General features: G+C 37.6%; 17 protein-coding genes and 11 tRNA genes. 23 read left to right on the top strand and 5 right to left on the bottom strand.

Going from position 1 to position 17,127, the window contains the following annotated elements:
- Positions 1 to 45 precede the first annotated feature (45 nt).
- The 19 genes from ACE025_RS12070 to ACE025_RS11980 all read left to right on the top strand — a co-directional run bounded on the left by ACE025_RS12070 (position 46) and on the right by ACE025_RS11980 (position 8,185).
- Positions 46 to 135: transfer RNA gene (locus ACE025_RS12070), tRNA-Ser, on the top strand.
- 18 nt (positions 136 to 153) lie between these two features.
- A tRNA-Glu gene (locus tag ACE025_RS12065) sits at positions 154 to 225 on the top strand.
- Between the two features lie 22 nt (positions 226 to 247).
- Positions 248 to 320, top strand: a tRNA-Val gene (locus ACE025_RS12060).
- A 14-nt stretch (positions 321 to 334) separates the two neighbouring features.
- Positions 335 to 407, top strand: a tRNA-Asp gene (locus tag ACE025_RS12055).
- Between the two features lie 37 nt (positions 408 to 444).
- Positions 445 to 517 (top strand) — tRNA-Phe (locus ACE025_RS12050).
- Between the two features lie 5 nt (positions 518 to 522).
- Positions 523 to 606, top strand: a tRNA-Tyr gene (locus ACE025_RS12045).
- A gap of 6 nt (positions 607 to 612) precedes the next feature.
- Positions 613 to 683: transfer RNA gene (locus ACE025_RS12040), tRNA-Trp, on the top strand.
- Positions 684 to 702: 19 nt separating this feature from the next.
- Positions 703 to 775, top strand: a tRNA-His gene (locus ACE025_RS12035).
- Positions 776 to 782: 7 nt separating this feature from the next.
- A tRNA-Gln gene (locus tag ACE025_RS12030) sits at positions 783 to 854 on the top strand.
- Positions 855 to 866: 12 nt separating this feature from the next.
- Positions 867 to 937: transfer RNA gene (locus tag ACE025_RS12025), tRNA-Cys, on the top strand.
- 33 nt (positions 938 to 970) lie between these two features.
- Positions 971 to 1,055 (top strand) — tRNA-Leu (locus tag ACE025_RS12020).
- 176 nt (positions 1,056 to 1,231) lie between these two features.
- Positions 1,232 to 1,411, top strand: a complete 180-nt coding sequence (locus ACE025_RS12015) for a hypothetical protein (protein WP_485940075.1) — start codon at positions 1,232 to 1,234, stop codon at positions 1,409 to 1,411.
- Between the two features lie 400 nt (positions 1,412 to 1,811).
- Positions 1,812 to 3,458, top strand: coding sequence for a phosphoenolpyruvate carboxykinase (ATP) (locus tag ACE025_RS12010; RefSeq protein WP_485940073.1), 1,647 nt, complete (start codon positions 1,812 to 1,814; stop codon positions 3,456 to 3,458).
- A gap of 116 nt (positions 3,459 to 3,574) precedes the next feature.
- Positions 3,575 to 4,996, top strand: a complete 1,422-nt coding sequence (locus tag ACE025_RS12005) for an oxaloacetate decarboxylase subunit alpha (RefSeq protein ID WP_485940071.1) — start codon at positions 3,575 to 3,577, stop codon at positions 4,994 to 4,996.
- Positions 4,997 to 5,011: 15 nt separating this feature from the next.
- Positions 5,012 to 5,329 (top strand): OadG family protein, encoded by a 318-nt coding sequence (locus ACE025_RS12000; RefSeq protein ID WP_485940069.1) that lies wholly within the window; start codon positions 5,012 to 5,014, stop codon positions 5,327 to 5,329.
- Between the two features lie 15 nt (positions 5,330 to 5,344).
- Positions 5,345 to 5,704: a biotin/lipoyl-containing protein gene (locus ACE025_RS11995; RefSeq protein ID WP_485940067.1), complete on the top strand. Its 360-nt coding sequence runs from the start codon at positions 5,345 to 5,347 to the stop codon at positions 5,702 to 5,704.
- An 18-nt stretch (positions 5,705 to 5,722) separates the two neighbouring features.
- The gene (locus ACE025_RS11990; RefSeq protein ID WP_485940066.1) at positions 5,723 to 6,856 is read left to right on the top strand and encodes a sodium ion-translocating decarboxylase subunit beta; all 1,134 of its coding nucleotides are present in this window, start codon (positions 5,723 to 5,725) and stop codon (positions 6,854 to 6,856) included.
- Between the two features lie 27 nt (positions 6,857 to 6,883).
- On the top strand, positions 6,884 to 8,005 hold the full coding sequence (locus tag ACE025_RS11985; RefSeq protein ID WP_485940064.1) for a sodium ion-translocating decarboxylase subunit beta: 1,122 nt from the start codon (positions 6,884 to 6,886) through the stop codon (positions 8,003 to 8,005).
- Positions 8,006 to 8,032: 27 nt separating this feature from the next.
- Positions 8,033 to 8,185 (top strand): OadG-related small transporter subunit, encoded by a 153-nt coding sequence (locus ACE025_RS11980; RefSeq protein WP_485940062.1) that lies wholly within the window; start codon positions 8,033 to 8,035, stop codon positions 8,183 to 8,185.
- Between the two features lie 46 nt (positions 8,186 to 8,231).
- On the opposite strand, the gene ACE025_RS11975 is transcribed toward ACE025_RS11980, so the two are convergent.
- The 4 genes from ACE025_RS11975 to ACE025_RS11960 form a co-directional block, all read right to left on the bottom strand.
- The gene (locus ACE025_RS11975) at positions 8,232 to 8,876 is read right to left on the bottom strand and encodes a YesL family protein (RefSeq protein ID WP_485940060.1); all 645 of its coding nucleotides are present in this window, start codon (positions 8,874 to 8,876) and stop codon (positions 8,232 to 8,234) included.
- Positions 8,877 to 8,906: 30 nt separating this feature from the next.
- The gene (locus tag ACE025_RS11970) at positions 8,907 to 9,653 is read right to left on the bottom strand and encodes a carbohydrate ABC transporter permease (RefSeq protein WP_394810885.1); all 747 of its coding nucleotides are present in this window, start codon (positions 9,651 to 9,653) and stop codon (positions 8,907 to 8,909) included.
- A gap of 158 nt (positions 9,654 to 9,811) precedes the next feature.
- Complete coding sequence (locus tag ACE025_RS11965) at positions 9,812 to 10,759, bottom strand: carbohydrate ABC transporter permease (protein ID WP_485940058.1); 948 nt, start codon at positions 10,757 to 10,759, stop codon at positions 9,812 to 9,814.
- Positions 10,760 to 10,831: 72 nt separating this feature from the next.
- Positions 10,832 to 12,169 carry an ABC transporter substrate-binding protein gene (locus ACE025_RS11960; RefSeq protein ID WP_485940056.1) on the bottom strand — a complete coding sequence of 446 codons (1,338 nt, stop codon included), beginning with the start codon at positions 12,167 to 12,169 and terminating at the stop codon, positions 10,832 to 10,834.
- 347 nt (positions 12,170 to 12,516) lie between these two features.
- Between ACE025_RS11960 and ACE025_RS11955 the strand changes: the two genes are divergently transcribed.
- Positions 12,517 to 13,791, top strand: a complete 1,275-nt coding sequence (locus ACE025_RS11955; protein WP_485940055.1) for an aspartate aminotransferase type Ic — start codon at positions 12,517 to 12,519, stop codon at positions 13,789 to 13,791.
- Between the two features lie 82 nt (positions 13,792 to 13,873).
- A complete protein-coding gene (locus ACE025_RS11950; RefSeq protein ID WP_485940054.1) occupies positions 13,874 to 14,446 on the top strand; it encodes a YtxH domain-containing protein in 573 nt (190 codons plus the stop codon).
- Between the two features lie 49 nt (positions 14,447 to 14,495).
- On the opposite strand, the gene ACE025_RS11945 is transcribed toward ACE025_RS11950, so the two are convergent.
- Positions 14,496 to 14,930 (bottom strand): DUF2188 domain-containing protein, encoded by a 435-nt coding sequence (locus ACE025_RS11945; protein WP_485940052.1) that lies wholly within the window; start codon positions 14,928 to 14,930, stop codon positions 14,496 to 14,498.
- Positions 14,931 to 15,120: 190 nt separating this feature from the next.
- Between ACE025_RS11945 and ACE025_RS11940 the strand changes: the two genes are divergently transcribed.
- Both ACE025_RS11940 and ACE025_RS11935 read left to right on the top strand, forming a co-directional pair.
- The gene (locus ACE025_RS11940) at positions 15,121 to 16,017 is read left to right on the top strand and encodes a Rossmann-fold NAD(P)-binding domain-containing protein (protein WP_485940050.1); all 897 of its coding nucleotides are present in this window, start codon (positions 15,121 to 15,123) and stop codon (positions 16,015 to 16,017) included.
- A gap of 74 nt (positions 16,018 to 16,091) precedes the next feature.
- On the top strand, positions 16,092 to 16,904 hold the full coding sequence (locus tag ACE025_RS11935) for a methyltransferase domain-containing protein (protein ID WP_485940048.1): 813 nt from the start codon (positions 16,092 to 16,094) through the stop codon (positions 16,902 to 16,904).
- Positions 16,905 to 17,127: the final 223 nt, after the last annotated feature.

The raw sequence follows: 17,127 nt of genomic DNA, 5'->3' as shown, positions 1-17,127 counted from the left end.
ACATAGTATTTTTTCATGTATAGGGTATCAAGGATACTTGAATCTGGAGAGTTGTCCGAGCTGGCCGAAGGAGCACGATTGGAAATCGTGTAGGCGGTGAAAACTGTCTCAAGGGTTCGAATCCCTTACTCTCCGTTGAAAAATGTAAATCATGGCCCGTTGGTCAAGCGGTTAAGACACTGCCCTTTCACGGCGGTAACACGGGTTCGAATCCCGTACGGGTCATTTATAAGGTTAGTTTAAACCTGGAGGTTTAGCTCAGTTGGGAGAGCATCTGCCTTACAAGCAGAGGGTCAGCGGTTCGAGCCCGTTAACCTCCATTGCAACAAATTATGGTCTCGTGGTGTAGGGGTTAACATGTCTGCCTGTCACGCAGAAGATCGCGGGTTCGATTCCCGTCGAGACCGTCATTTTAAAAAATGAATAGTATTACCTAAAAGATATGGCTCGGTAGCTCAGTTGGTAGAGCACTTGATTGAAGCTCAAGGTGTCGGCGGTTCGATTCCGTCCCGAGCCATTGTTGGAGGGGTAGCGAAGTGGCTAAACGCGGCGGACTGTAAATCCGCTCCTTCGGGTTCGGCAGTTCGAATCTGCCCCCCTCCACCATTATTTAGGGGTATAGTTTAATGGTAAAACTATGGTCTCCAAAACCATCGATGTGGGTTCAATTCCTACTACCCCTGTTGTTTGAATTAAATCATGGCGATTGTGGCGAAGTGGTTAACGCACCGGCTTGTGGCGCCGGCACTCGTGGGTTCGATTCCCATCAGTCGCCCTTTTTTTGGGCTATAGCCAAGCGGTAAGGCAAGGGACTTTGACTCCCTCATGCGCTGGTTCGAATCCAGCTAGCCCAGTTACTTAAATATGGCGGTATAGCCAAGTGGTAAGGCAGAGGTCTGCAAAACCTTCATCACCGGTTCAAATCCGGTTACCGCCTTATCTATAGAGATAGAAAATTTGTATTATTTATGCCGGCGTGGCGGAATTGGTAGACGCGCTGGACTCAAAATCCAGTGCCCGTTGAGGGCGTGCCGGTTCGATTCCGGCCGCCGGTATCAAAGCAAAAGTTGAACTCGTTGAGTTCAGCTTTTTTTTAAAATTTTAACAATTAATTTGTACCATTTATATTGGTAGTGAAATTTCTACTTCATATCAAAATCTAAAATATTTAGAAATGATAGTAAAGCTCTGTTATACTAAATGAAAGAAAAAAGAAGAGGAGAATACGGAGATGAATAAGCGTCTTGGTAAATGGCAAATGATCGTTGGCAGCATGATTATAATTTTAGGTGCTATTGCTATGATTATACAACCTCTCGTTTCAGTTTTTGTGATGTTATATGGGGCTTATATTGTTTTTATAGGCTATAGAATAAAAAGTGGAAATCATCCATTAAATAAAAAAGAATAAAACAAAGAACCAAAAGGCATTTTGTTGGTTAAATGAAAAACCTTGAGAAGATAATATGACTTCTCAAGGTTTTTTGTATTTCTGGGTTATGGAACTGTGCAGGAATTAAAAAATTTAAAAGGATAGGATCATTAGCTGAACCAGTAAAACTTTTAAACTAGATAGTAAGCGCTATTAATAATAGTTGTTTTCTGTTAATATAATGGTGTATTAGGCGTATAGATTTAATGATTGGGTTTAGTGTTAAAAAAATTAACGAAATTTTTGCAAAGATTTCTCACTGATTTAATTTAGAAAAAGGCAGGTGAGGAAAGTCAATACAAAAAAACAAAAGCAGTTAGCCGAAATGTTGTTTGGTGAATAGATTCCATAATACTGTAAAAAGTTAGGGGTGCAGCCATTGTCAACAAAAGATAGATTTTTAAAAGCAGAAATACGCCGATCCAATCACCTTTTTTCTCCCTTACGTTCTATTGTTGAAACTTCTCTGTACAGCAACAACATCCAACTAATAACTTCTATAGATAAAGCATACCAGATAGCTCATGACGCTATAAATACGATAGTCACTGATTTACCTGTAAAATATCCTGATAAATTAGATTTACCATCAAATGCTAAGATACTTGTAGAAAATGGGAATTCTGTAGTAGGTAGAACTGCTGCAGCAAAAAGAATATATGGCGAAAATCCAGAAGAAGATGCTAAGTTGAAAACTCTGATTTTGGATGCTATTTACGATGGAACAAAGACAAATAGGTACAAAACCAGTGCTTATGTAGGACTAGATCCTGATTTTATGGTAAAAGCTCATCTGACTGTACCAGAAGGCCAAGAAAACAATCTTTATTCATGGTTGCTTAACTTCCAAGCCACTAATGAATTCTACGATGATATGTATAAAGAGTCTGATGAAATCAATGAAGGAGATATTTTAATTTATCAAGATGCGAATTGGCACCATCCTGATTACCCATTAGGATTGGCTTATTTTGACTCAGCGCATAATTGTGCCATCATTCTTGGAATGAATTATTTTGGAGAATTAAAGAAAGCGACTCTAACATTAGCTTGGAATATTGCCCATAATATAGGATATGTTTCTTGTCATGGTGGGCAGAAAAAATTTGTATTGAAAGAAGATGAAAGTTATGTGGCAGCCTTTTTCGGGTTGTCCGGATCTGGGAAATCAACATTGACACATGCTAAACACAATAACAAGTATCAAGTTGAAGTATTGCATGATGATGCTTTTATCATTTCATTGAAAGATGGTTCTTCTATTGCTTTGGAACCAGCATATTTTGATAAAACTCAAGACTACCCATCGGATCATCCTGAAGTTGATTATTTTGTCACCGTTCAAAATGTAGGTGTAACTCAAGATGAAAACGGAAATAAAGTATTATTGACAGAAGATCTGCGTAATGGAAATGGACGGACGATTAAATCTCGTTACTCAACACCAAATCGTGTAGACAAGTTTGAAGAGCCGATCAATGCTGTATTTTGGATCATGAAAGATGATTCTTTACCTCCAGTATTAAAGATCAATGACCCAATTCTAGCCACAACATTTGGTGCCACTTTAGCTACCAAAAGAACAACTGCAGAACGATTGAAAAAAGGAGTCGACATCAACAAACTTGTTATAGAGCCTTACGCCAACCCATTTAGAGTCTATCCGTTGATAGATGATTACAATAACTTTAAATATTTGTTTGAAGAATTGGGAACGGATTGTTACATTCTTAACACGGGCTTCTTTTTAGATAAAAAAATACCTAAAGAGGTTACACTTGGTGCTATAGAATCGATTATCGATGATACAGCTGAATTTCAAAGTTTTGGACACTTAACAGACCTCCAGTATATGGTCATTGAAGACTTTAAACCAGATTTTACAGATTCTTCATATGCTTCATTGGTAGATGAAAGAATGAAAATGCGTGGAGAGTTTATACGGGAACAAGCACAAAAAAATGCATTAAATGTGTTGCCTAATGAAGCTCTAAAAGCGATTTTGAGCTTGATAAATGAAACCTGAATAATCAGGAAAACGAGTTGTATGATGTAGCGATCATTCAACTCGTTATTAATTATCTAAAGAAATCACTTTTATTAGCGCGTGCAATCGTCATTAGGAACTTGGGAGGAATACCAATGACAGAAAAGATGGTCGAAATAACTGAAACGGTTCTTCGAGATGCACATCAGAGTTTAATGGCTACACGGATGTCTACGGAGGATATGTTGCCTATTATCGAAAAGATGGACAAAGTAGGATATTTTTCGATGGAATGCTGGGGTGGAGCAACGTTTGATGCAGCTATTCGGTTTTTAAATGAAGATCCCTGGGATAGACTAAGAGAAATACGAAAGCAAACTCCTAATACTAAATTGCAAATGTTATTGAGAGGCCAAAACTTATTGGGATATCGCCATTATGCAGATGACGTGGTGGATAAATTTGTCGAGCTGTCCGTGGCAAATGGTATTGATATTTTTAGAATTTTTGATGCCTTAAATGATATTCGTAATTTAGAGGCTTCTTTAAAAGCGGTAAAGAAGTATGGCGGACATGCTCAATTAACTATTTGCTATACCATCAGCGATGTGCATACCATTCCTTATTTTGTAGAGTTAGCTTCAGAAATGGAGGAAATGGGAGCAGATTCGATTTGTATCAAAGATATGGCTGGGATACTGACTCCCTATGCAGGAAAAGAATTGGTTAGTGCCCTCAAAAAAGTTATCAGTGTACCGCTTAGTCTGCATACACATGCAACGAGCGGAACTTCTCATATGACCTATCTGATGGCAGTAGAAGCTGGAGTAGATATGATTGATACAGCTATTTCTCCTTTTGCAGAAGGTACAAGTCAGCCTCCGACGGAAACAATGGCCATTTGTTTAAATGAAGGCCAACGGAGAACGAAACTAGACGTTTTTTTATTAGAAGAAATCGCCGATTATTTTAAACCGATTCGCGACAAGTATCTGGCCAACGAATTAATGAATCCTAAAGTAATGGGATCTGATCCAAAAGCATTAATTTATCAAGTTCCCGGTGGAATGTTGTCTAATTTGCTGTCTCAATTAAAACAAGCCAATGCAACAGACAAGTATGATGCGGTGTTGAAAGAAGTTCCACGTGTTCGTTTTGATCTGGGATTCCCTCCTTTGGTTACACCGATGAGTCAGATGGTGGGAACACAAGCAGTCTTCAACGTGTTGGCTGGTGAACGCTATAAAATGGTTCCAAATGAGATCAAAGAATATTTACGCGGTTCTTATGGTAAAACTCCGGTGCCTGTCAATGAAGAGTTTAGAAAATCGATTATTCATGAGGATAGCGTGATTACTGATCGCCCAGCGAACCATATACCTTCTGAATTTAATCGATTGAAAGAAGAACTGGGAGAACTTGGGCGATCAGACGAAGATGTGCTGACTTACGCACTTTTTCCGAAGGTTGGTAAAGAATTCCTTGAAAAGAAGTATCATTTAAAAGAAAAAACACATCAAGTTAGTAAAGAAGAAGATAAGGAAAATGAAATCATCCGCATTACTGCTACTATGTAAGAAAAGAGGGATGGTATGAGAGATTTTACTATCATGGATGGTGTTGTCATTGCTGTGATAAGTGTTTTAGTAGTTTTTTTGGTGTTGATCGGTCTTCAGCTAATTATCAACTTGTTTAAATTTTTTTCTGGAAAAAACAATAATCTGCAGATGAAAATGAATATGGAAGATACTAAGGAAGAAAGAAATAACCAACCTTCTCGAACTCTCTCTGTAGACCCACAATCAAATGAAGAACTCAAAACAGTTGCTGCTTTAATGGCGTTAATACTTGCGAATAACGATCACCAAGATAAGCAGTATCGTATTACTTCAATCAAAAGAATACGTTAGTCTGGAGGAAAAATCATGAAACATTATGAAATCACTGTTAATGGACAAGTGTACCAAGTGTCTGTGGAAGAAGTCGATTCTGCAGCTTCCACCTCAAATCCTCTGCAAACACCTGAAAAAATACAACAAAAACAGTCTGTGCAACAGTCAACAACCCCGGAAAAGGCCAATGTTGTTGCGCCTATGCCGGGAACGATTTTACGTTTATCAGTAAGTGACGGGCAAAAAATTAAGGCTGGAGAAGTGCTCTGCATACTAGAAGCTATGAAAATGGAAAATGAAATTGTAGCGCCAATTGATGGTATGGTCTCAAGTGTAAAAGTAGCCGCCAATCAAACTGTAGATTCTGGTGATTTATTGGTTGTGATTTCCTAAGGTGAGGAGGGGAAACATGTGGGAGAATCGTTAAATAAACTCATTGCCTCTTCAGGATTGACTAACTTGAGTTATAAGGATATTATCATGATCCTAATTGCCTGCCTTTTTCTTTATTTGTCAATCAAAAAACAATATGAACCTTATTTATTGCTTCCGATAGCCTTTGGTATGCTATTAGTGAATCTGCCTTTGACAAATCTGATGATTTCGTCAACCCAAGAAGCGTCTGGTGGGCTTCTGTATTATCTTTATCAAGGAACAGGATTGGGGATTTATCCTCCACTGATTTTTTTGTGTCTAGGATCAACAATTGACTTTGGACCATTGATTGCAAATCCTATTACATTGTTACTTGGTGGCGCAGCTCAAGTGGGAATTTTTATTGCCTTCTTCGGGGCATTGGCTTTTGGACTGACTCCAGAAGAAGCTTCATCCATTGGTATCATTGGAGGCGCTGACGGACCGACAGCTATTTATTTGACAAGTCAATTAGCAGAACACTTATTACCTATTGTTGCATTAGTAGCTTATTCTTATATGGCTCTTGTCCCAATTATTCAACCGCCAATCATACGGGCATTGACTACTAAAGCTGAGCGGGAAGTTAAAATGGAGCAATTAAGACCAGTATCCAAAATCGAAAAGATCTTATTTCCAATTGTTACTACTATATTTGTTATTTTATTAGTACCGTCTTCAGCACCGTTGATAGGGATGTTAATGTTAGGGAATTTAGTTAAAGAGAGTAATGTTGTTCCAAAAATAACAGAAACTTTGCAATCATCGATCATGTTTATCGTAACCATATTGTTAGGTATAACAGTTGGAGCTAAAGCTAACGGTGATATTCTATTAACGGTAGAAACTATGAAAGTAGTGATACTTGGCTTGATTGCGTTTGCAGCAGGAACAGCAGGAGGGGTATTGGCCGGAAAATGGATGTGTAAATTATCGAATGGGAAGATCAATCCTATGATTGGAGCAGCTGGAGTTTCAGCAGTTCCGATGGCAGCTCGGATAGTGCAGAAAGAAGGGGTTAAAGACGATCCTTCTAATTATTTATTGATGCATGCTATGGGACCCAACGTAGCTGGAGTGATAGGTTCAGCGGTTGCAGCAGGAGTATTGATGTCTTTCTTTGGCAAATAGTTGGCTCTCAGGGCAGGAGGGGTTTATATGGAATCGTTTGTGGATGGATTGTCAGCTGTTAGTGCAGGTCAAGTGGTAATGATGGCTATTGGAATTTTATTGATTTATTTAGGCATTAAAAAGCAATATGAACCAACCCTTTTGATACCTATAGGCATTGGGGTGATTTTAGTAAATATCCCTGGTTCAGGTTTGATTAGTCAACAAGTAAACGGAGTAAATCAAGAAGGGATTTTGGATGTTCTATTTGAATTTGGAATCTCTAATGAATTATTTCCCTTATTGATCTTTATTGGAATCGGAGCTATGATTGATTTTGGTCCTTTATTAAAAAATCCGTTTATGTTTCTATTTGGTGCAGCAGCTCAATTCGGTATTTTTTTTACTATTTTAGTTGCGATCATTTTCGGATTCAATTTACAAGAAGCAGCAACTATAGGAATCATAGGAGCAGCAGATGGGCCTACTTCCATTTTTGTGAGCAATCAACTAGCTCCGCATTTATTAGGTCCTATTACTGTAGCAGCCTATTCATATATGGCTTTAGTGCCGATTATTCAGCCTATTGCTATTAGAGCAGTGACGACCGAAAAAGAACGCAAGATCAAAATGACTTACAAAGCAGAAGCCGTATCAAAAACAACTAAAATCATTTTTCCGATTGCTGTTATTTTGATTTCCGGTTTCGTTGCTCCAGCATCGCTGCCTTTAGTAGGCTTTTTGATGTTCGGTAATTTCATTCGGGAATGTGGAGTGTTGGATCGATTGAGCTCTTCAGCCCAAAATGAGTTAGTCAATTTAGTCAGTATTTTATTAGGTCTAACGATTTCTGTGAAATTGACAGCCGATCAATTTTTGCGACTGGATACTTTGTTGATTATTGCTTTTGGATTGGTAGCATTTGTCATGGATACAGTTGGGGGCGTTTTATTCGTCAAACTGTTAAATCTCTTTCGAAAAGAAAAAATCAATCCTATGATTGGTGCAGCCGGTATTTCAGCTTTTCCGATGTCGGCAAGAGTAATCCAAAAAATGGCACATGAGGAAGACACTCAGAATTTTGTATTGATGTATGCTATAGGGGCTAATGTTTCCGGACAAATTGCTTCGGTAGTAGCTGGGGGATTAGTATTGAATTTCTTTACTTAAGATCCCCAAAAGAAAGGGTGCGAGGAAATGTTTGATGTTGATTACGCAGCTTTAGAAAAAGGATTGGAATTGATGGGTGTTGGCATGTTGGGAATTTTTACGGTTTTATTTATCTTGTATCTAATCAGTATAGTATTGATTAGATTGTTTCCAGCAATAGAACGTAAGGATATTGTATAGGTTAAAAACAAAAATAAAAGCCAAACACTAAAAAAGTGTTTGGCTTTTATTTTTGATGTTCTGCGGGAAGCTTGTTCTTTTTCCGCATATTACTGTGAAAGATTGCTTTATTAGTAAACACTGTTGCTAAAGCTGCTATACCACTGCCAGAAAAAAAGAACAGCAATGCTGGAAATCTTGAAAGAACAATCACCAGCAAACTACAGGCAGCTGCCAATAATAGACTCAGTACTGGATGTCTAATCAACAACCAAAAAGCGGTCAATAATTGTTTAGGTACAGTTCCGCTTATTTTTTTGATTAAAGGGAAGTAATACAATGAAGTTAAGCTGAACAAAATAGTCGTAATGTACAAGACGTATTTGTAGATGTGCAGCCAAGCTTGCGTTTGAGCTAGAAAAGTTAAAATCCAGCTGTCCAACAGCAAGACGACTAAAACTCCCCATACAAGCCCACCAACTTTATAACTGTCCCAAAATTGATTTTTGAAAGAATTCCAAAAAGTTTTTGCTGTCGCAGGGGTATCTTCACCTTTCGACCATAAAGCAAAAACATGAAATAAAGCGTTAGTAGCTGGTATGAGTGTAACTATAGGGAGAGAACACATCAGCCACATCAGATTTGCTATAGCCAAACGAGAAATCCATTCTGTAGCTACAACGATCCCATTTGAAAAATCAAATTTTTTCATGATTGATACCCTTTCTGTAGACATAACCGATTATCCTTTTGTACCTCCTGTTAAATCCATTCCTTGAATAAAGTATTTCTGAGCAAAGAAGAATAATAAAACAGTAGGAATCATGACTAAAGTTGCTCCGGCCATCAAATAGTTCCATTGAGTAGAAGATTGGCTTTGGAATGTTTGTAACCCGATCTGCAAGGTGTACATATCTTCTTCATGAATATAAAGTAATGGTCCCAGGAAGTCGTTCCAAGCTCCATTAAATGAAGTGATACCAATAGTGATTAAAGCCGGTTTAGTCAATGGAACCATTAAACGGCTCCAGATAAACAAATGATTAGCTCCATCTATTTGGGCAGCTTCGATCAATTCATCATTGATGGATAAATAAAATTGACGCATCAAGAAGATATTAAAAGCACTCCCGAAGAAAGAGGGAACAATCAACGGTAAATATGTTCCTACCCATCCAATCTTCGTAAATAAAACGTATTGAGGAATCATGGTAACAAAACTGGGAATCATCATTGTAGCTAATACGAGAGAAAATAATAGATTTTTACCGGGAAACTCAATTTTAGCAAAACCATAAGCAATAAAGGAATTGGAAACGACATTCCCTAAGACGACAAAGAATGTAATGAATAGAGTATTGCCGGCATATTTAAAGAACGGGAAAGACTCAATCGTTTCAGTATAATTTGACCACTGAAGAGTTTCAGGGAAAAAGGAAGGAGGCAGTTTTACAACCTCTTCCATAGGTTTTAAAGAAGTAAAGACCATCCAAAAGAGTGGAGCTAATAAAACGACACTAACTCCGAGCAATAAAATATAAGTAACCAAGCGATTTAAGTTTTGCTGCCTTTTTCTGCTCTTAAAGTGGTGCTGGTTTGGTATGACTTGATCCATTTGTTTTGATTCAGTTGATGCAGTGTTTTCAATCATCCATTTCGACCTCCTCCATAGTGTACCCAGCGAGGAGCTAGTTTTAAGTTTACAAAAGTCAAACCTAATACGATAACAAATAAAACCATCGACATAGCCATAGCATATCCCATATCAAAAGCCACAAAAGCTTTATTCCACATGTGCAAGTTGTAGAAGAGGAGAGAGTTTGCCGGGCCGTTCGTGCCGCTTTCTGACATAACATAAGCTTCTTGGAAAATTTGAAAAGCTCCAATCGTTGATGTTACCACATCATAAAAAATGATAGGTGTGATTAAAGGCAATGTAATATGGCGGAATCTTTTAAAAGCACTTGCGCCGTCTATTTCAGCTGATTCATACAGCTGGTTAGGTACGTTCTGCAAAGTAGCCAAATACAGCAGCATAGCACCGCCGACACTCCATAGTTTCATTAAAATCAAAGCTGGCTTAGTCCATTCAGGATCAAACAACCATGCCGGACCTTGCACTCCGACCCAAGCCAACACAGTATTGATCAATCCAGATGTAGGAGACAGCATTTGCATCCATAGAACATATACTGCGACACCTGATAGGATAGCAGGCAAGTAGAAAATCGTCCGAAATACTGACATTCCTCGAACACGTTGGTTTAATAATACAGCAAGGAGGACACTCCCTATAGCCGTCAAAGGAACATTAAATAATACATAATAGCCGGTATTATAAAGTGATTTCCAAAAAAGTTCATCTTGAGTAAACATCCGCTTGAAGTTATCGAATCCAATAAAATCCATTTTAGATGTTAAATTATAATTTGTTAAACTACCATAAAAAGAAAATAGCATAGGTCCCAACATAAAAATAATAAACCCGATAATAAAAGGGGAGACGAACAGTAGCCCCCACAGAGCTTCTTGTTTTTTCCGTTTTGATGATGGTTTCTTTTGCTTTACAGCAGCCAATTGATTCACCTCTTCCATGATATGGATAAACACGGCAACAAAGAATGTCCTCTGTCACCGTGTTTATCGAAACATTTCTTTATTTTAAAACTATTGATTTTGCTCAACAAGATTTTCGACAGAAGCTTGTGCAGCATCTAATGCTTCTTGAGCTGATTGGTTGCCCAACATTGCTCCGTCGATTTGTTCATTTACCAAAGGACTGAAGTCAGGAGCTGTCAAAGGTACAGGGGTAATGACAGTGCTCTCTAAATTGCGGTCAGCCATTTCATAGATCATTTGTCCTTCTTCATCTAAATCAGGGTGTTCGATAAGATTAGTATTTGCTTCTTGGTTGGCCATGATATCAAAACTGTTCAGTCCAAATTTTTCTTGGACTTCAGTAGAAGTCAGATACTTCATAAACTCATAAGAAGCTTCAGGATTTTCAGCACCTTTTGGAATCTCTAATACGAATCCGCCGCCCCATGACCAGTTTCCGCTTCCTTCTTCATATTCAGGCAGAGGAGCTACACCGAAATTAAAGTCTTCAGGCGCATTTTCAAGCAAATTCGTATAGTAATTGATGTTTTGAGCACGAATACCGACTAGACCAGAAATGAAAGGATCAGCGACACCATTCCCGAATTCAGCCTCATAAGAATTGATTGTTTCAGGACCGTAGTAATCTTGCCATTCAAGAACCCATTCCAGAGCTTCGACTTTTTTAGGTGTATTGATCTTTACATTACCTTCTTCATCGAACCAACTAACACCATTATCTGCATTCAAAGCCCAAACATCTGCTCCAAGGTTCCATAACGGATAAAAACCGATTCTTTCCCATGAGTTTCCGTCTTTGACATCTAACGCACGAGCATATTCTTCTAATTCTTCCCATGTAGCAGGCGGTGTTTCTGGATCTAAACCAGCCTCTTCAAAAGCATCTTTGTTGTAGAACAAGACTTGGGTATCGGTATTGAACGGCAACGCATAAGCATTGTCTTCGTAAAACACGGTCTCCCATAAGTGAGGGTAAAAAGTGGATTCCATTTCGTTGCCATCTTGTTCGATGTATTCTTGAATATTAGTTGATTGTTCTGCTTCAGCACGCTGCTGAACAGAGTTGATGTCTTGAACGATGACATCTGGAGGATCTCCTGCTGCAATAGAAGCTAAAGATTTTGTCCAAATATCGCCCCAAGGTTGATAAACGTATTCTACTTCTATTTCATCTTGAGAGGTATTGAAATCTTCAATAATTTCTTCGATGGCATCTCTTCTTAGTCCTGATCCCCAGAAGGACCAGAATTCGATGGAAACTTTTTCGCCATCCGTTCCTGTGTTATTATCTGAAGCTTCTTCATTACCCCCTCCGCAAGCAGCTAATAAAAGTGCAGTTCCTACTGTAAGGGTTAAAGAAAGCCATGTTTTTCTTTTTTTTGCCAATATGACCACCTTGACCTTTCTTTTTATGTAATATGAGCAGCCTAAAGATGATGTGCGCTAATAAAGCGGTATCATCAGACGAGCTTCTTTAAAATGATGATATACTATAGTTTCGAAGTATTCAAACATTTGCCCTTCAGAATAAAGGGGAATCCCATACTAATACGCGACAAGAAGTGTTTATTTTCCTTATTGTCCACTTCAAAGTAAATAGATATAAGATTCAATATGTTTTCCATCTACTGCACCTTAGTTGATGTGTTTTGAGTTTTCCTTTCTTTACTGTACGATATTGGATATAATTTAAGGTATGAAGAACGTATTATTCTTTTAAGGAGAGTATAAAGATGAGAAAAACAAATGCAGAAAAAGAACAGCGTCTAACTGAATTGAAAGAATCATACGAGACCGTTAAAAAACACCCTTTGCAATTGAATTTAAAAAGAGGGGTTCCTGGAAAAGATCAGCTTCAATTATCTGAACCCATGTTGACTGTATTATCGCCTGAGGATTTATATGAAGAAAGCACGTCGGATCTTCGCAACTACGGAATATTGACTGGCATTCCTGAAGCTAAACAATTCTTTTCTGAGGTATTGGAAACTGCACCAGAAGAGGTCATTGTTGGAGGAAACTCAAGTTTGCAATTGATGTATATGGTGTTAGTCAGTAAATTATTTTTAGGTCAGCCTGATAGAGATGCTGCATGGTCTAAAGAGGAGCAAATAAAATTTCTTTGTCCAAGCCCAGGATATGACAGGCATTTTAATATGACAGAGAAACTGGGATTTGAATTGATTCCGATTCCTATGACTGACACAGGACCAGATATGGATGAAGTGGAAAAACTGACTGCCAGCGATGCTTCTATAAAAGGTATTTGGTGTGTTCCAGTGTACAGCAATCCTACTGGTACGACCTATTCAGATGAAGTAGTCGAACGATTGGCCAGCATGAAAACCTTGGCAGAAGATTTCACTATCATGTGGGACAATGCTTATGTAGTCCATCATTTAACTGATACTAAAGAGCAAGTCAAAAATCTATTAGAGATTTGTAAAAAATATGGGTCAGAAAAACGAGCATGGATGTTTTGCTCAACGTCTAAAATTACTTTCCCAGGAGCAGGAGTAGCCGCACTTGCGTCTTCTAGAGAAAACATCGAATGGTTTACGGACATCTTATCTGATCAAACGATTGGATTTGATAAAGTGAATCAAAAAAGACATGTGAAATTTCTGAAAAATAAAACTCACTTATTGAAGCATATGGGAAAACATGCAGAGCTTTTGCAGCCGAAGTTCCATAAAATCAACGCTTTATTTTCAGATTATTTTAAGGATGAAAAAATATTAGAGTGGACAAATCCTAACGGAGGATACTTTGTGCATTTGACTACCCAAGACGGATGTGCGACTGAAATAGTAGAAGCTTTAGCTACTATCGGGGTAAGTGTGACAGAAGCTAATTCCTCTTATCCTTATGGAACTAATCTTAAAGACAACAGTATACGATTAGCTCCAACTTCCGTATCGATTGAAGAAGTCGAAAAAGCTGTTCAGATGATTTGCTTGTGTGCAGAGATGGTTACTTTAGAAAAAAACCTTCATTCAAACAAATAAAGTGTGTATTTTTTATTGAAATGCTAGACTGATAAAGACAAGATCAGAATAAGTCGATAAAACTATTAATGAAAGCGAGTGGATGAAGATGTCTAAAGGAACTTTTTGGTTAGGAGCCGTTATTGGAGGAGCAGTTGCTTATGCTGCTGCAATGCTATATGCACCTAAATCAGGTCAGGAATTACAAGAAGAATTAAGAGAAAAGGCTGATTACACGAAAGAAACCAGCAAAGATTATTATGATATTGTAAAAACAAAGAGCGGGGACGTTAAAGCCATGCTTCAAGATGCATCACAAGATGTTTCGACTAGTTTTAAAGAGGCTTCCCAAAAAATATCAGGACAAGCCAGAGTAGACGGACCTATATTAAAAGACAATCTTAAAGGATTGACAAAGAAAAATTCGATGAGCAAAGAGTTGCTTAAAGCAAATTTAAAAGCTGCTACTCATGACTTGAAACAAACGACAACAGAATTAAAAACTGATTTGTCTGAGACAAGCAGCGCCGTAAAAACCGTTGCTGGAGAACTAGCTAAACAGTCTAAACAAGAAATGAATGAAGCAAAAATTGAAAGACAAGGCGAAAGAGAATACGAGTTGTATCAAGACGCTTTTCAAGAAGAACTGGATCTAGAAAATTCTTTTAAAAATTAGCTCAAAAACACCTGCAGGATTAATCTTGCAGGTGTTTTTGAGCTGATTTTCAATCATCTTGTTTTTTACCTTTTTTTGTATAGCGAATGACGGATGAATCTTTATTATCAGCAATTTCTTTTGCACGTTTTACAGCATCAGCTTTTTTATCAAATGTTTCACTAGGACGTTTTGCCCCTTTTGTTTTGACTGCCCAAGAATCATCCTCGAAAAAGACTTCTACATTTTTATCCAATAAATCAGGATTTGCATGAGATTCATGACGATCATTTTTTGATGGGTCAGCTTCTTTTTTGTACTCATCTTTTTCTTTGTCAGAAGCATCCTCCATCCATTCTTTTGCTTGCGAAATCGCAATAGGAATAGCTTTATCCTCTGGGTAATCATTATCCAACAAGGCGTTAGCAATGTCGATAGCTTTTTTGCGTAGCAAAGGGTCGAAATTTTTAAAGGCATTTGGGTAGTCATTCATATTCCATGGCATAGTAGTCATCCTTTCAATAGAGATTGTTTTTTTTAATGTACCATTGATGAATTTGACCAGCAAATAAAAGGTTTTACGATTTGTGTAAAAAACAAGTTCATTAATGTAAAAGAATATAACTTATGGTACAGTTAACGTATAAAAAACTGAAGATTACAAAAGAAATGCTATTCTTGTGAGGAGGGAAATAATGAAAAAAGTACTTATTTTAGGCGGGACTAGATTTTTTGGACGTAAAATAGCAGATAAACTATTATCAAATGGTTATCATGTAACATTTGCTACGAGGGGAAATAATAAAATTCCTTATGGAAAAAATGTCAGCCATGTTATTTTAGATCGTTCTGACCCATCACACGAAGGTTGGGAGCAATTAAGCCAAACTCAATGGGATGTTGTCTTAGACAATATCTGTTTTACAAAAGAAGATGCGAAATTGATCCAAGAGAAATTAGGCGGAAAAGTGGAGTATTATTTATTCACTTCAACATTGGCTGTCTACAGAGGAAGTAAAGACGGCTTTAGTGAAACCGACTTTGATCCTTGGTTGTTTGATATCGACTTAACGAAAAAAGTTACGTATGGAGAAGGAAAAAGACAAGCAGAAAAAGTATTGTTTGAAGATGAAGCTTTTCCTACAGCAGCTTTGAGAATTCCTATCGTACTCGATACAGATGACTACACGCAGAGGTTGCATTACTACATTCGTCACATCATGAGTGAAGAGAGCTTCCGATTGTATCGAGCAGATGCGCGTATCAGTTTTATTAAAGGCAGTGAAGTGGCAAACGTGATGATGTGGATGATCGAAAACCATAAAACAGGTGTCTATAATGCCAGTTCAAATGAAACGATTGAAGTGGAAGAGCTGATGCAGATGATTGAGAAAGCGGTTGGAAAAAAAGCGGAAATCGAGTACAATTCTAGTGACGAAAATCAGTCTCCATTCAGTCTAAAAGAAGACAGTTATTTGAAAGTAACTCGATTGGAAAAAGAGCACTATCCAGTTCCTGGCTTAATCAGCTGGTTGAATCCGCTGATTTATGACCTGACCGCTCAGATCAAAAAAGAACAAGTCACACCATAAAAAAGAATTTATTATTGAGGAGTTTTACAAGGTTGAAAAAGATTGAAAGAGCTAAACTTTTTTTGCAAGAACACATGGATTTGTTTCAGTGTCCTGTTTGCAAAGAATCTTTTTATAAAATTGAAGGAAATAGTTTAGAGTGCGACCAAGGTCACTCTCTAAATATTTCCAAAAAAGGGACAGTCCATTTTTTGACGAAAACAATGTCTAATGATTATACCGCAGACATGTTATCCCCTCGTTACAGAATCGCTCAAGCGGGGTTGTTCAATGAAATGTTAGAAGTTATTTATTCCTACATTGATACTACATCAGGAGCTACGATTGATGTTGGTTCTGGAGAAGGGTCGCAATTACATTATTTGTCCCAATTAGGATTAAAAGGAGAACAAATAGGGTTTGATATTTCTAAAGATGCTATATCTTTAGCAGCCAGCCATTTTGAAAATGCTTTTTGGTGTGTCGCTGATTTGGCTCAATCTCCATTTGCAAGTGAGCAGTATGACACCTTATTGAATATTTTCTCTCCTTCTAATTACAAAGAATTCCACAGGATGTTGAAACCAAATGGGAAATGTTTGAAAATAGTACCAGAAAAAGAGTATTTGATTGAGTTGAGAAGTTTATTGTATCGAGATAGAGAAGATAAGCAATCGTATTCGAATGATAAAGTGGTGGCAAAGTTCAAAGAACATTTTGAAGATACTCAAACCGATACAATTAAATATACGTTCCCGTTGACGCTTGAAAACTATCATGATTTGATCGAAATGACGCCATTGAGTTGGGGAGCCAGTCAAGAATCAATTGATTATGCTCGTGCTCATCCTCTTAAAGAAATCACGATTCATGTACGGTTATTAGTTGGAAAAAAGGATAAAGTCTAAAGTCACAAAATGGACAAATTTACTTCAACGTATTCCCTTGCATTAGTCGCATCGTGATGGTATATTGTTATTTATAAGCCAAACAGGTTCATTCGTTTTTATCAGTAATCCCATCAGATGTTGATAAAAGTTAATGAGTACAAAATGGCTCACCAACGTATCGTTTCGCAGTGCTGGACACCGAAGCGATACGTTTTTTTTGTCGAAAAAAATAAGTCCTTAG

Source organism: Desemzia sp. AGC72, from assembly GCF_057334175.1.
Note: the sequence above shows the minus strand (reverse complement) of the source record. Positions and strands in the feature narration are given on the sequence as shown.

Excerpts from the sequence above, each read along its gene's own strand:
- ACE025_RS12015 (WP_485940075.1), top strand. The coding sequence starts at position 1,232 with ATGAATAAGCGTCTTGGTAAATGGCAAATGATCGTTGGCAGCATGATT.
- ACE025_RS12005 (WP_485940071.1), top strand. The coding sequence starts at position 3,575 with ATGACAGAAAAGATGGTCGAAATAACTGAAACGGTTCTTCGAGATGCA.
- ACE025_RS12000 (WP_485940069.1), top strand. The coding sequence starts at position 5,012 with ATGAGAGATTTTACTATCATGGATGGTGTTGTCATTGCTGTGATAAGT.
- ACE025_RS11995 (WP_485940067.1), top strand. The coding sequence starts at position 5,345 with ATGAAACATTATGAAATCACTGTTAATGGACAAGTGTACCAAGTGTCT.
- ACE025_RS11985 (WP_485940064.1), top strand. The coding sequence starts at position 6,884 with ATGGAATCGTTTGTGGATGGATTGTCAGCTGTTAGTGCAGGTCAAGTG.
- ACE025_RS11980 (WP_485940062.1), top strand. The coding sequence starts at position 8,033 with ATGTTTGATGTTGATTACGCAGCTTTAGAAAAAGGATTGGAATTGATG.
- ACE025_RS11975 (WP_485940060.1), bottom strand. The coding sequence starts at position 8,876 with ATGAAAAAATTTGATTTTTCAAATGGGATCGTTGTAGCTACAGAATGG.
- ACE025_RS11970 (WP_394810885.1), bottom strand. The coding sequence starts at position 9,653 with ATGGTCTTTACTTCTTTAAAACCTATGGAAGAGGTTGTAAAACTGCCT.
- ACE025_RS11965 (WP_485940058.1), bottom strand. The coding sequence starts at position 10,759 with ATGGAAGAGGTGAATCAATTGGCTGCTGTAAAGCAAAAGAAACCATCA.
- ACE025_RS11955 (WP_485940055.1), top strand. The coding sequence starts at position 12,517 with ATGAGAAAAACAAATGCAGAAAAAGAACAGCGTCTAACTGAATTGAAA.
- ACE025_RS11950 (WP_485940054.1), top strand. The coding sequence starts at position 13,874 with ATGAAGATGTCTAAAGGAACTTTTTGGTTAGGAGCCGTTATTGGAGGA.
- ACE025_RS11945 (WP_485940052.1), bottom strand. The coding sequence starts at position 14,930 with ATGCCATGGAATATGAATGACTACCCAAATGCCTTTAAAAATTTCGAC.
- ACE025_RS11940 (WP_485940050.1), top strand. The coding sequence starts at position 15,121 with ATGAAAAAAGTACTTATTTTAGGCGGGACTAGATTTTTTGGACGTAAA.
- ACE025_RS11935 (WP_485940048.1), top strand. The coding sequence starts at position 16,092 with ATGGATTTGTTTCAGTGTCCTGTTTGCAAAGAATCTTTTTATAAAATT.